At 33.2% G+C, this 13,726-nt stretch carries 13 protein-coding genes and 3 tRNA genes; 10 read left to right on the top strand and 6 right to left on the bottom strand.

All coding sequences use genetic code 11. The features are described from left to right. Positions 1-53: 53 nt before the first annotated feature. A complete protein-coding gene (locus EB819_RS11610; protein ID WP_069799742.1) occupies positions 54-2,828 on the bottom strand; it encodes a SusC/RagA family TonB-linked outer membrane protein in 2,775 nt (924 codons plus the stop codon). A 191-nt stretch (positions 2,829-3,019) separates the two neighbouring features. Here EB819_RS11610 and EB819_RS11605 point away from each other — a divergent pair, with 191 nt between their 5' ends. Then, the gene (locus EB819_RS11605; RefSeq protein WP_083250189.1) at positions 3,020-4,243 is read left to right on the top strand and encodes an MFS transporter; all 1,224 of its coding nucleotides are present in this window, start codon (positions 3,020-3,022) and stop codon (positions 4,241-4,243) included. Continuing rightward, on the top strand, positions 4,233-4,976 hold the full coding sequence (locus EB819_RS11600) for an NUDIX hydrolase (RefSeq protein WP_069799958.1): 744 nt from the start codon (positions 4,233-4,235) through the stop codon (positions 4,974-4,976). Before EB819_RS11605 ends, EB819_RS11600 begins: the two co-directional genes overlap by 11 nt. A 56-nt stretch (positions 4,977-5,032) precedes the next feature. On the opposite strand, the gene EB819_RS11595 is transcribed toward EB819_RS11600, so the two are convergent. The 3 genes from EB819_RS11595 to EB819_RS11585 form a co-directional block, all read right to left on the bottom strand. Then, positions 5,033-5,116 (bottom strand) — tRNA-Leu (locus EB819_RS11595). Between the two features lie 9 nt (positions 5,117-5,125). Continuing rightward, positions 5,126-5,198 (bottom strand) — tRNA-Gly (locus tag EB819_RS11590). 14 nt (positions 5,199-5,212) lie between these two features. Then, a tRNA-Leu gene (locus EB819_RS11585) sits at positions 5,213-5,294 on the bottom strand. A 164-nt stretch (positions 5,295-5,458) separates the two neighbouring features. On the opposite strand from EB819_RS11585, the gene EB819_RS11580 reads away from it, so the two are divergent. The 8 genes from EB819_RS11580 (at position 5,459) to EB819_RS11545 (ending at position 11,974) form a co-directional block, all read left to right on the top strand. After that, the gene (locus tag EB819_RS11580) at positions 5,459-5,839 is read left to right on the top strand and encodes a DUF3127 domain-containing protein (protein WP_069799744.1); all 381 of its coding nucleotides are present in this window, start codon (positions 5,459-5,461) and stop codon (positions 5,837-5,839) included. 67 nt (positions 5,840-5,906) lie between these two features. Beyond that, the gene (aat, locus tag EB819_RS11575; RefSeq protein ID WP_069799746.1) at positions 5,907-6,569 is read left to right on the top strand and encodes a leucyl/phenylalanyl-tRNA--protein transferase; all 663 of its coding nucleotides are present in this window, start codon (positions 5,907-5,909) and stop codon (positions 6,567-6,569) included. Between the two features lie 105 nt (positions 6,570-6,674). Continuing rightward, positions 6,675-7,550, top strand: a complete 876-nt coding sequence (locus EB819_RS11570) for a DMT family transporter (RefSeq protein ID WP_069799748.1) — start codon at positions 6,675-6,677, stop codon at positions 7,548-7,550. Between the two features lie 186 nt (positions 7,551-7,736). After that, a complete protein-coding gene (locus EB819_RS11565; protein ID WP_069799749.1) occupies positions 7,737-8,390 on the top strand; it encodes a CBS domain-containing protein in 654 nt (217 codons plus the stop codon). 30 nt (positions 8,391-8,420) lie between these two features. Continuing rightward, a complete protein-coding gene (locus EB819_RS11560) occupies positions 8,421-9,287 on the top strand; it encodes an NAD kinase (protein ID WP_069799752.1) in 867 nt (288 codons plus the stop codon). A gap of 75 nt (positions 9,288-9,362) precedes the next feature. After that, positions 9,363-10,433, top strand: a complete 1,071-nt coding sequence (gene fbaA / locus EB819_RS11555) for a class II fructose-bisphosphate aldolase (RefSeq protein WP_069799754.1) — start codon at positions 9,363-9,365, stop codon at positions 10,431-10,433. Positions 10,434-10,487: 54 nt separating this feature from the next. Next, on the top strand, positions 10,488-11,339 hold the full coding sequence (gene accD, locus EB819_RS11550; protein WP_069799756.1) for an acetyl-CoA carboxylase, carboxyltransferase subunit beta: 852 nt from the start codon (positions 10,488-10,490) through the stop codon (positions 11,337-11,339). A gap of 110 nt (positions 11,340-11,449) precedes the next feature. After that, the gene (locus EB819_RS11545) at positions 11,450-11,974 is read left to right on the top strand and encodes a DUF6973 domain-containing protein (protein ID WP_069799759.1); all 525 of its coding nucleotides are present in this window, start codon (positions 11,450-11,452) and stop codon (positions 11,972-11,974) included. A gap of 38 nt (positions 11,975-12,012) precedes the next feature. On the opposite strand, the gene EB819_RS11540 is transcribed toward EB819_RS11545, so the two are convergent. Then, positions 12,013-13,092, bottom strand: coding sequence for a mannose-1-phosphate guanylyltransferase (locus tag EB819_RS11540; RefSeq protein ID WP_245993153.1), 1,080 nt, complete (start codon positions 13,090-13,092; stop codon positions 12,013-12,015). Continuing rightward, on the bottom strand, positions 13,082-13,684 hold the full coding sequence (locus EB819_RS11535) for a SprT-like domain-containing protein (RefSeq protein ID WP_069799761.1): 603 nt from the start codon (positions 13,682-13,684) through the stop codon (positions 13,082-13,084). Before EB819_RS11535 ends, EB819_RS11540 begins: the two co-directional genes overlap by 11 nt. Positions 13,685-13,726 lie beyond the last annotated feature (42 nt).

Here is a 13,726-nt window from a genome sequence, read left to right as displayed (position 1 = left end):
AACCTTTGTTTAATATTCTTTTATTTAGTTTCATAATTGATAATTTTTGATGATTAGAAATTAGCTTTTAAACCGAATACAAATGTTCTTACTTGTGGATAAGTTCCGTAATCAATACCTAAAACACCATTTGTTGTAGCAAAAGCATTCACTTCTGGATCAAATCCTGAATAATTAGTCCATGTATATAAGTTTTGACCTGTTACATAAACATTAAGTTTAGTTACACCCTTAAACGGTTGAGCAAAATTATACCCCAAAGTAACACTCTTTAATTTTATATATGATCCATCTTCAATAAATCTGTCTGATACTAATTTAGCATTTTGAGCATTAGCTTTAGGTACATTTGTAATATCACCTGGGGTAGTCCATCTATTAAGTACTATAGTTGATTGGTTTTTGTGATCATCCATCATTTCTAGTTCAAAACGAGAAGCGTTATAAATATCACCTCCTTGAGATCCCGTTACTAAAAGATCCATATACCAATTTTTATAGGTAAAGTTATTGGTAAAACCGAAAGTAAAGTCAGGGTTTGGATCACCAATAAAAGTTCTATCACCTGCACTTAACATTCCGTTTCCGTCCAAATCTTTATAAATAATTTCTCCTGTATTAGAATCTACTCCACCATATTTATATCCATAGAAAGAACTTATTGGTTGGTCTGCTGCAAATCTTACTAAATTACCAGCACTTGGTATTCCTGCCTTATCAAGAACAGGTACATACTTCAATTCCAAAACTTTCGACTTATTAAATGATATGTTAAAGTTGGTATTCCAAGAAAAATCAGTGTTTTTAAAGTTAACTGTATTCAAAGTAAACTCCATCCCTTTATTTTCCATTGAACCTACATTTCTTAAAACATCAGGAATTCCAAGCCCAATCGGTATTGACATAATCAAATCGTCTGTTTTTCTTTTATAGAAATCTGCAGTTAACTTAATTCTGTTATTTAAAAATCCTAAATCTACACCAAAGTTAGTATCTGTAGTGGTTTCCCAAGATACGTCACTACCAGTCTGGTAAGGAGACCATGCACCCCCATCCTTATTAAGCCTTTCTAAGTTATAGTAAGCATAGGCTGGTATTCCTGAGGCATTACCTGCTTTACCCCAACCTCCTCTGATTTTAAATTCAGATATCGTAGAATTGTCTTGAAGGAAGTTTTCATTTGAAATATTCCATGAAGCAGAAACTCCCGGGAAGAAACCCCATCTTTTATCTGGATGAAGCGCTGAACTTCCATTTTCACGGAAAACAGCCATAACTGTATATTTATTATTTAGTGTGTAAACTAATCTTCCAAAGAATGATAATTCTTTTAAAATATCTTTTCTAAATATTTCTCCATGAGAAGGATTTGTTTCATCATAAACAAACGAAGATTGCATTGGATCTGCAAATTGGCTTCCCCAATAGTATTGACCACTATTCATTCTTTCATGCATTTGAATACCTGCCAATACACCAAGGTCATGATTACCAGATTTAAGAGTATAATTTAATGTGTTCTCAAAATTAAAATCACGGAAAGTTAAATCATTTTTAGAACCACTACCTTTTTGTTGTCTTCCCCATTCTGAACGATAAGGGTCTAGGAATTTATCATTTGTTGAGTTAATATAATCTAATGATGCTGCAGATTTCCAAACTAAATTTTTAAGGATATTCACTTCAATTCCTAAATTTGATAAAAATCTCTGTGTATGTGTTTTGTCTGATTCTCTGTTCATAAAAGAAACTGGATTTTCCCAACCACCCGTAAAAGGGTTTAGAGCAAACTGCCCATCTTTGTACCCGTTCAAATAATTTCCAGAACTGTCAGTAGGTCTAACTTTCACTTCACTTCCATATGCAGGCATAAAAGTTGGTGTAGTTAAGGCTGATAAAATTACCCCACCTTGTGCTCCCGCATTGTTATCTGCTGTATTTTTTGAGTTTGTGTTAATATAATTTAAACTAGATGTTACCTTAAGCCAATTCGTTACTTTTGCATCTAAATTTACTTTTGCAGAGGTTCTTCCAAAATCAGATGGAGATACAATTCCTGCAATATTTTGATATCCTAAAGCGGTATAAGCTCTAACATTCTCATTACCAAAAGCATAGTTTACATTGTAGTTTTGGTCAAATCCAGTAGTATATACCTTTTTAACCCAATCTGTATTAATCCCTGCATACATTGGATCATTGATTGTATTTAACCAAGCAGGATTAATTTCTGATATTAAAGCTTTATATTGTTCTAGATTAAGAACATCAACGTTATCTACTTTATTTGAAACTCCCCAATAAGCATTAAAGTTTAACTGTGGCTTATTGGCTTTAGCTCTTTTTGTTGTTACAATTACAACTCCTGAAGAGCCGCTAATCCCATAGATTGCTGCAGACGTCGCATCTTTAAGAACGGTAATATCTACAATGTCATCTGGGTTAATACCACTAATATCCTTAGTCTGAATTCCATCTACTACATAAAGTGGATCTACACCAGAAGAAATTGAGTTATTCCCTCTAATTTTAATATTTAAAGCCTGCCCTGGTTTACCCGAGTTTTGTACTACACTTACACCCGCTGCTGTTCCTTGCAAAGCTTGCGTCACGTTATAAATTGGTCTGTCTTCAAAAACATCTGCTTTAATGTTTTCAATTGCACTGGTTGCATTTTTCTTTTTTACAGAACCATAACCAATCAGAACCACCTCATCTATTTTCTTCTCTTTTATAGCTGAAGAATCACTTTTAATTTGAGCCTGAAAACTTGAGGTGAAATAAAGAACTGCTATCAGTCCTAACCCTTTTTTAATATTCATGTTCATAATATATTTTTTATCTCATTTTGAGACAATAAATTTAAAAGAATTTAGTTAAGAAAAAAATAATTTCTTAATAATTTTAATTTTTCGTTTATTTGAGATACTTTTGGAGTGGTCAAAATCTCTTTTTAGGAGTAAAACCTCTTATTTTTTCAAAAAAATTTTAACTAAAAATTGAGCCAACTTTTAACATTATGTTAATAAACAAGAAAAATAAATCGCTTAATATAAGCTTAATGTTAAGTTTCATAGTCTTTTCTATGCTCCTTAATTCCATGAGCATTATCATATTACAGCTCTCTCAAAACGCTCAGCATACTTATACAGGATTAGGAATTTTAGAATTTTTCAAGGATATTCCCATAGCTTTGGTTTCTATTTTTTTGGTAGATTATATTAAAAAAAAGAGTTACTACCTTTCATTAGCATTTGCATTATTTATTTGTACCGTCTGTAGCTTTAGCATCCCTTTTCTTACCGAATTTTGGTTTTTAAAAATATGGTTCATTCTTATCGGAATTTCATTTTCTATTGGTAAAATCTGTGTGTTTAGCATCATCAAAAACACAACAGAAACTGAAAAAGAATTTTCTATAACGATGAGCCGAACAGAAGCTGCTTTTATGCTCGGGATTTTCATTGTAAACATGGAATTTGCGCTTATTCTGAGCAGTGATTATCAAGAATTTTGGAGATTTGGATTTTGGTTGGTAGGATTTATTTCGTTGTGGACAGGCATACAAATTATAAGACATCACCACACTCATAAAAATTCTGAACCCATTCCCGTAAAAAAATCAAAAATCGACTTTACAATATTACTGAACAAAAGTTCTTTACTATTTTTGGCTATTATATCACTCATTATTTTTGCTGAACAAATATTCAACTCGTGGCTTCCTACTTTTTATAAAAAATCCCTCAATTCTTCTTCTTTTTTTGCGCTACAATCTTCTGCATTACTGGCGTTCTTCTCATTTTTAGGGAGAATAATAGCTTCAAAACTCATTCATAGGTTTAGCCCCATGAAAATCTTTTACACCAGTTTAATTTCCGGGATTATTCTCATCAGTTCAGCATTTTTTATAGGGCAAGAAAGCGATTTAAAAATAAAGATATTAATGTTTATTTTTCCACTGATTGGTTTTTTTATTGCGCCACTTTATCCTATGCTAAACTCTAAGTTCCTAGGCAACTACCCCGAGAAAAAAATAAGCAGAATGGTTTCCTTCATCATTTTGTTCACTTCTTTAGGCGGTTCTATAGGCTCAATAAGCACTGCATATATTTTTCAAAAAAATTTAGCAAATTATTACTTGTTATTTGCTTCAATTCCCTTAATTTTGATACTGATACTTTCTTCTTTATTTTCCATCAAAGAAAGAATGTCTATAAATAAAAATGATCATGAAACTTGACGACTCCAAAAATAAGATGACCCTACAAGAATTGATTGATACCAAAAACTTTATTAATCAATTATCTGTAGACTGTGCAATCTTTGGCTTTCACGACAATTCTTTAAAAATTTTATTGCTTAAATATCACGAACTCAATCTTTGGGCGATTCCTGGAGGTTTCATCTTCGAAGATGAACATCTAGACGATGCCGCACACAGAATTTTATATGAAAGAACTCATTTAGAAGACGTGTATTTGCAACAGTTCTATGCATTTGGAGGAATAGACAGAACCGAAAAAAACAATCCGCACCGTCAATTATTAGCTAACAAAGGAATAGAAATAGATAAAGACCACTGGATTAATAAAAGATTTGTAACTGTAGGTTATTATGCATTGATAGACTACACCTTATCTCATACCTTCCCAGATGCGTTCAATGAAACTTGCGCTTGGTTTGATGTACATGATTTACCAGAGATGGCTTTTGACCATAAAGAAATCATCGAAAAAGGCTTAGAACATCTTAGAAAAACGCTAGATTATGACATTGTAGGAAGCAACCTGCTACCAGAAAAATTCACCATGAAAGATTTGCAAAATCTGTATGAAGCCATCTTGGGAGAAAAATTCAGAAGAAACAACTTTCAGCGTAAAATGCTCAGCTTAAATATATTAGACAGACACGAAAAACTTTTTAGCGGTTCTGCAAATAAGGCGCCTTATCTTTATTCTTTTAAGAAAAAATAAATTTTTCAAAATATTAAAAACAAAAAAGCCTTCTCAAATGAGAAGGCTTCTTAATGTACCCCAGACGGGACTTGAACCCGTACGTCCTTGCGGACACAGGATTTTAAGTCCTGCGTGTCTACCAGTTCCACCACCAGGGCAAAATGGAGAGCGAAAAACGGGATTCGAACCCGCGACCCCAACCTTGGCAAGGTTGTGCTCTACCAGCTGAGCTATTTTCGCATTTCTATTTCGTGTGCGGATGAAGGGACTCGAACCCCCACGCCTCACGGCACCAGATCCTAAGTCTGGCGTGGCTACCAATTACACCACATCCGCTAGTATTTAAAGAACTTTGTTCGTTTTTTGTGAGTGCAAATATAGAAACTTTTTCCTAATGTTCACAACTTTTTTTTGAAAATTTTTATTTTTTGAAAAAAAAACTTAGAAATTAGATTATTGTTTCTGTTTTTATTACTTTTACAACTTTAAGATTAATAGATATGGAATTACAAGGAACGGTTAAGAAAATATTTGATACCCAGACTTTTGCAAGTGGTTTTCAAAAAAGAGAAATGGTTTTATTGACTCAAGAACAATATCCTCAGCCTATTTCAATAGAATTTTTATCAGATAAAATTAATTTATTAGATAATGTTTCTGAAGGCGAAACTGTAAAATTAGGAATCAATATTAGAGGTAGAGAGTGGACTAACCCACAAGGTGAAGTAAAATATTTCAACTCTATTACGGCTTGGAGATTAGAAAAAGTAGCAGATAACGGCGCTCAACCTACTTACGCTGCCCCATCTACTGCAGCTACTCCAGCTACAACAAACGAAAATCCTTTCGCAGACGAAGGTGATGACGATTTACCTTTCTAAAATAATAGAAATTTTATACATTTGAAATCCTACTTTAATAAGTGGGATTTCGTTTTTAAAATAAGATATGTTTCTACTAGATTCCGAAGAAATTGCTTTTCCAGACCCTGCTTTGTATGATTTTGAAGGAGGATTATTGGCAATGGGCGGAGATTTATCTCCAGAAAGAATCTGGTTTGCTTATCAGAACGGGATTTTCCCGTGGTTTAATCCCGAAGATGATATTTTGTGGTGGTGTCCTGATCCTAGATTCGTATTATTTCCAGAAGATTTGAAAATTTCTAAATCCATGAAGAAAATTCTGCGAGAAGGGAAATTTACTTTTACCGAAAATAAATGTTTCGAAGAAGTGATGAAAAATTGCCAAGCCGCAGAAAGAAAAGGACAAGACGGAACATGGATTACCGATGAAATGATAAAATCTTATAGCACTCTGCATCGTTATGGCAAAACCAAAAGCGTAGAAGTTTGGGAAAATGATGTGTTAGTGGGCGGTTTATATGGTGTAGATTTAGGTCATATCTTCTGTGGAGAAAGCATGTTTGCCAAAGTGAGCAATGCAAGTAAAGCGGGTTTTATTTATTTTGTAGAAAAATATAAAAATCAGTATGAGCTGATTGATTGCCAAATTTACACTGAACATTTAGCTTCTTTAGGTGCTAAAGAAATTCCTAAAAGAGAGTTTCTGAAAACTTTAAAACAAAATTTCTCAGACGAGAACGTAAAATGATAAAGAAATTGCGCCCCGAGTTGAGCGGAGCTCTTTTTAAAATTAACAAATTTTAAAAAAGCGAGAGCGGTACGAGGAAATTGGCGCCCAAAAAATAAAAAAAATATGAACCCTGAAAAAGAAAAATGGATTTTATTGGTATTGCTCTCTCTGATTTGGGGCTCTTCATTTATTTTGATAAAAAAATCGCTAGAACATTTTAATCCGTATCAAGTAGGAGCGCTAAGAGTTCTTATTTCTGGGGTTTTACTCTCGCCGATTGCTTTATTGAACATCAAAAAATTCCCTAAATCACATCTAAAATGGTTCATTATTGCTGCACTTTGTGGAAATTTTATTCCTATGTTCTTATTCCCTATTGCGGAAACCAAAGTCAGCAGCAGTATTGCAGGAATTATCAATTCTACGATGCCACTTTTTGTTATTTTGGTAGGTGCAGCATTTTGGAAAACCAAAACCACTCCTCGACAAATTATAGGAATTGTCATCAGTTTTTTTGGAGTGATTTTATTGATGAATTCAGGACATGACAATAATACAGAACACTTATTTTACATAGGATTATTACTTTTTGCTGCTTTCTTGTACGCTGTAAGCGTGACTACAGTTGGCGCAAAACTCACGCATATTCCTGCAAAACTTCTGTCCTCATTTGTATTTTTCTACGTCTTGTTTTTACCGTCTTTATTGGCTTTATATTTCTCAAATTTCTTTCACGAGTTTTCTTTTACAAGAGAAAACATGATAGGATTAGGATTTGTAGCGACTTTATCCATCTTCGGAACTGGACTAGCCATGATGTTACAATATAGATTAATGAGCGTTTCTAATCCGCTATTTGCGTCTACCGTAACTTTATTAATGCCAATTGTAGCGGTAGCTTGGGGAATCATAGACGGAGAAAGTTTTACTTTTTTACAAGGAATAGGCGGTGCAATTATTCTGGGAGGATTAATTTTTCTGAGAAAGAAAAAAAGCTAGGATTTTTTACATAAAAAAACTGCATAACCCCTTAGGAAGCAATGCAGTTTGAAATAAATCTAATAAAAAGTAAAAATGAAAGGTGACAAAGATAAAATTTTTTTTCAGTAAAATTCAAAAATGTTTGAAAAATTTTTATGATTTCCGTCATTTAGCTGATTGATAAGAATTAATTACCTTTGCAACATGTTAATTTCTGAATACATATCCAAAGATTTTCCCGCTTTTGAAGTTGATTCATCAGCAGAAGAAGCACTAGAAATAGCCTCGGAATTTGGTTTCACCCATGTTTTTGTGCAAAAAAACAATCTTTTTTTGGGAGGAATCTGCAAAGAATTTTTGGAAGAAAATCCAGATAAAAATTTAGAAGAACTTCTTATTCACATCGAACGTTTTGCTATTTTAGAAGGCGGAACCGTATTAGATACTGTAAAATTATTCTATACTTTTAATGCTAATATTATTCCTATTATCAATAAAAATGAAGAATATCTAGGATACATTGCTTACGATGATGTTTTTAATGAACTGTCGAAATATCCTTTATTTTCTGAAAACGGAGCGGTTTTAACGGTAGAAACCAACTTAAAATCGTTTTCGATGACTGAAATTGCCAAAATTGTAGAAAGCAACAATTCTAAATTTTACGGAGCATTCATCAGTCATGTAAATGATGATGTAATACAAGTTACCATGAAAATTAATCATGATAATTTAAGTTCCATAGACGAAACCTTCGACCGATTTGGTTATCACGTAGTTCATAAATTTTACAACGACGAAAAAGAAGAACTCATCAAAGACCGATATCAATATTTTCAAAAATATTTAGAATTTTAATGTATTTTTGATTTTATAAAAAGATTTATTTTGAAAGCTGCCATTTATTCACAGAAAAAAGACTTAGATACATTTTTATACTTAAGTAAGTTTATATCAGAACTTAACAAAAGAGGTGTAAAAGCTATTATATATGAACAGCTCTTCAAAGATTTAGAATTTTCTAAAGAGTTTTCCACTTTTTCTAACTACGAAGATGTAAAACAAGAAAAAATAGATTTTTTCTTCAGTTTTGGTGGAGACGGAACCATTCTAAATGCCTTGAACTTTATCAAAGAATTAGAAATTCCCATCATCGGTGTAAACACGGGTAGATTAGGGTTTTTGGCAAGTTTTTCTAAAGACGAAATCTTCAGTCATATAGACGAAATCATCACCAAAGAAATGAATTTGAGCAAAAGAAGCGTTTTGCACGTTACTTCTTCTGGTACTCCTATTGATTTTCCGTATGCACTAAATGATTTGAGCGTTTCTAGAAACGAAACCACTTCTATGATTACGATAGAAACGCATATTAACGACCAATTTCTTACGTATTATTGGGGAGATGGTTTAATTATTTCTACACCTACTGGTTCTACCGCATACTCACTGAGTTGTGGTGGTCCTATTATTTCGCCAGGAAACGGAATTCTTTCGCTTACGCCAATTGCGCCTCACAACCTTAACGTGAGACCAATTGTTTTAAGAGACGATATAGAAATTACCTTAAAAGTAGAAAGCAGAGTTCCACAATATTCTCTTTCTCTAGATTCTAGACTCTATCACATGAAAAATGATGATGTGATTACGGTAAAAAAAGCCGACTTCCAGCTGATCTTAATGCACCCAAAAGACTTGAGCTTTTTCAAAACTTTAAGGCAGAAATTGCTGTGGGGGAAAGACAAAAGAAATTAGTATTAATAGCATAAAATTCACTAAATTTACATTTCGAAATTTACATTTAATAATCAATAATAAAACAAAAGAAAAATGAGCAGAAAATTTCCGGCAGGTGTTGCCACAGGTTCATTAGTATCAGAAATTTTTGCACACGCAAAAGAAAATAATTACGCACTTCCTGCAGTAAACGTAGTAGGTTCTAGCAACATAAACGCTACTATGGAAACAGCAGTTAAATTAAACGCTCCAGTAATTATTCAGTTTTCAAACGGAGGAGCTGCATTTAACGCAGGAAAAAGCCTTAGTACTGAAAATCAAAAATCTGCAATCCTAGGAGGAATTGCAGGAGCTAGACATATTCATACCCTTGCAGAAGCTTATGGAGCTACCGTAATTCTTCACACAGACCACTGTGCTAAAAAATTACTTCCTTGGATTGATGGGTTATTAGACGCAAGCGAAGAACACTTCAAAGCTTATGGTAAATCATTATTCTCTTCTCACATGCTAGATTTATCAGAAGAACCTATCGAAGAAAATTTAGATATTTCTACTAAATATTTCGAAAGAATGGCTAAAATGGGCATGACTCTAGAAATAGAATTAGGTGTAACTGGTGGCGAAGAAGATGGTGTAGACAACTCAGATGTAGATTCTTCTAAATTGTACACTCAGCCAGACGAAGTAGCTTACGCTTACGAAAGATTAAAAGCGATTTCTCCAGAATTTACCATCGCTGCAGCTTTTGGTAACGTTCACGGTGTTTACAAACCAGGAAACGTAAAATTAACTCCGAAAATCTTAGACAATTCTCAAAAATATGTACAAGAAAAATTCGGAACTTCTGAAAAACCAGTAAATTTCGTATTCCACGGTGGTTCTGGTTCTACATTAGAAGAAATTAGAGAAGCGATTTCTTATGGTGTTATCAAAATGAACATCGATACAGACCTTCAGTTTGCTTACACAGAAGGAATTAGAGATTACATGAATTCTAACATCGAATATTTAAGAACTCAAATTGGTAATCCAGAAGGTGAAGAAAAACCAAACAAAAAATTCTATGACCCAAGAGTTTGGATTAGAAAAGGTGAAGAAACTTTCGTTAATAGATTAGTAAAAGCCTTCGAAGATTTAAATAACGTAAATACATTAGGCTAAAATCAAAGATTTCACTAAATTCGAAACCTCAATTTTAACCTTAAATAAATAACTATGGCTTTTGATTGGTTTAAAAGAAAGAAAAAAAATATTACCACAGGAACCGAAGAGAAAAAAGACGTTCCAAAAGGTCTTTGGCATCAAACTCCTTCTGGTAAGATTGTAGAACATGACGAGCTTAAGAGAAATAATTACGTTTCTCCAGAAGACGGTTTCCACGTGAGAATAGGAAGCGCAGAGTTCTACGATATACTTTTTGACGAAGGGAAATTCACAGAATTACATCCCGATGTAGAAAGTGTAGATATGCTTAAATTTAAAGATACAAAAGCATATACAGACCGATTAAAAGAAGTAAAATCTAAAACAAAACTTAAAGATTCCATCAGAAATGCAAGAGGAAGCGTAAATGGTGTAGACATGGTGATTTCTTGTATGGATTTTGCGTTTATCGGGGGTTCACTTGGTTCTGTAATGGGCGAAAAAATCAGAAGAGCTGTAGATTATTGTATAGAACATCAACTTCCTTACATGATTATCTGCCAATCTGGTGGTGCTAGAATGCAAGAAGCGGCTTATTCTTTGATGCAATTAGCAAAAGTACAGTCTAAGTTGGCTCAACTTTCTGATAAAAAATTGCCTTACATTGCTTATTTATGCGACCCTACTTTTGGTGGAATTACCGCATCTTTTGCAATGACTGCTGATGTAATCATGGCAGAACCTGGCGCTTTAATCGGTTTTGCAGGTCCTAGAGTAATTAGAGAAACCATCGGTAGAGATTTACCAGAAGGCTTCCAAACGTCTGAATTTATTCAGGAAAAAGGATTTGTAGATTTTATTGTAAAAAGAACTGAAATTAAAGAAACGGTTTCTAAAACAGTGAAACTATTGATGAATAAATAGAATATTTATTCTCTGAGATAATTTTAAATCGTAAAACTTAATTGTTTTACGATTTTTGTTTGAAACATTTTCAAAAAAACACTTACTAATCCTTAGAAAAATCTCTTAGAATGACGCCTAAACTTGTTTTTAATATCTTAAAAAGCCTAAGTTTAAAAAACCTTTTGAAATTATTTCTTATTGGGTTTAGTCATCCTATTTTCTCGATTTTAACCTTTTTTGCAACTTATAAAACGTACAGAATTTCTGAAAAATTATTTCCACTAACCCATGATTTGCATGGCTCAGGAAATGCTTTCAGACACGCACTTTGGAACAGTTTGATTATGATGTATTGTTGCAAGGTTTCTTCCCCGAAAAAAGCGCTAATTTGGACTGAAAAAATCACGCAAATGCACGAAGATTTATTTCCCAATGAGCCTTTGCAGCGCAAAATGGATTTACATAATAATAAAGTGGGGCGTGATTATTTTATGCAATTATTGCCTACCATTCACAGACAGTTTTTTGAGACCAGTTTTTTTGTAGAAAAACTGTTGGCATTAACTCAGCACATTAAAACGGTAAAAAGAGAAGACGAAACTTTCGGTTTTGAACTAATTATAATAGACGAAAAAAGAGAAACTTTAGCATAAGTTTCTCTTTTTGTTTTTATCGGGTTAAAGAATAAAAATTACATGAATTTTTCTCCTTTTTTAAAGTTTTTCAAGTCTAAAACGTAGTCCTTAATCAATTGGTCATTGCTAATTGGGCAAATCAGGAGAGCCTTCTCTGTATCTACCACGATGTAGTTTTCTAAACCGTCAATAATAGCTGCTTTATTATTATTTCTAAGTCTGATGATGTTTCCTTTAGAATTATAGGTAAGAACATGCTTAGATTTTACTGCATTATTGTTATCATCTTTTTCAGCATTCTCGTAGACAGAAGTCCAAGTTCCTAAATCACTCCAACCTAAATCTGCGGGAATCACGTAAACGTTTTTCGCCTTTTCTAAAATTCCATTGTCTATAGAGATTTTTTCTACTTTAGGATAAATGGTTTCTATACAAACAGATTCTTTATCATTATTATATTCGCAAGTATCAAATTCATGCGTCATTTCTGGTAAAAACTCTTGGAACGCTTTATGAATAGATTTTACATTCCAAACAAAAATTCCTGCATTCCAAAGGAAATCTCCACTTTCTAAAAATGCTTTAGCGATTTCTAAACTAGGTTTTTCGGTAAAAGTTTTTACTTTGAAAAATTCTTCCTCTTTTTTCTCGATAAATTGTATGTAACCATATCCAGTATCAGGACGAGTTGGTGTAATTCCTAGCGTGATAAGGTAGTCATGCTTGCTCGCTAAATCAAAGGCTAATTCTACTTTTTCTAAAAAAGTTTTCTCCTTAATAATTAAATGATCTGCTGGTACAACAATTACGTTTGCATCAGGATCTCTATCAGCAATTTTATTAACCATGTAAATATTACATGCTGCTGTGTTTTTCATTACAGGTTCGCCAACAATATTTTCTAGAGGAATCTCTGGCAACTGATGATGAGATAATTCTACGTACTCTTGATTGGTGATTACGTATATATTTTCGGTAGGAACGATTTGCTTAATTCGGTCAAAAGTTTGCTGAATCATGGTTCTTCCCGTTCCTAAAATATCTTGAAACTGCTTCGGAAATTTCTGAGTAGACATTGGCCAAAATCTGCTGCCAATTCCACCTGCCATAATGACGCAGTAGTTATTATTTTTCATAATGATTATCCATTTTTTTCACCCGAGCTAATATATTTACCTTATATTTTAGCCCAGATTTTAAATTACGGCAAAGATAGCGCTTTTTTGTTGTTTCTTCTATTACGAAAACTTTATTTTCAAGGACAAAAACATCCCCAACGATAAGGTTTTCTAGATATAATAACTCATCTTCATCTGGTACATGAAAATACTTCACTAAGTCTGGGGAAGCCATAAAATTGGCTTTCGGAGATTTTGAAAATTTCTGAATGATGGGACGTAAATCTTCTGCATAAACGGTCAAACTTTCTAGCAACATTTCTCTAAAAGTCTGCTTCCATTCTGCACCATGAGGCGAAATTCTTCTGCCATATTTTTCAAAAGCAATCAGGTGCGCCAATTCATGCGTAAGCACAAAGAAAAATAATTGCGGTTCAAGTGTTCCATTGACGGTAATTTGGTGAGATTTATCGGGTAATTTTCGGTAATCTCCTAGTTTACTGTTTCTATTTTTGGTAATTTTAAGATGACACGGATAACTCCCAAACCAAATTTTGAGATAAGGAAGCGCGTTCTCTGGCAAAAATTTTTCTAAAACAGAAACAGACATTTAGTTCGAGTGAATTTTTTCAAATCAATTCGTTTCGCTGTG

The organism is Cloacibacterium normanense, assembly GCF_003860565.1.
GTDB classification, from domain to species: domain Bacteria; phylum Bacteroidota; class Bacteroidia; order Flavobacteriales; family Weeksellaceae; genus Cloacibacterium; species Cloacibacterium normanense.
Note: the sequence above shows the minus strand (reverse complement) of the source record. Positions and strands in the feature narration are given on the sequence as shown.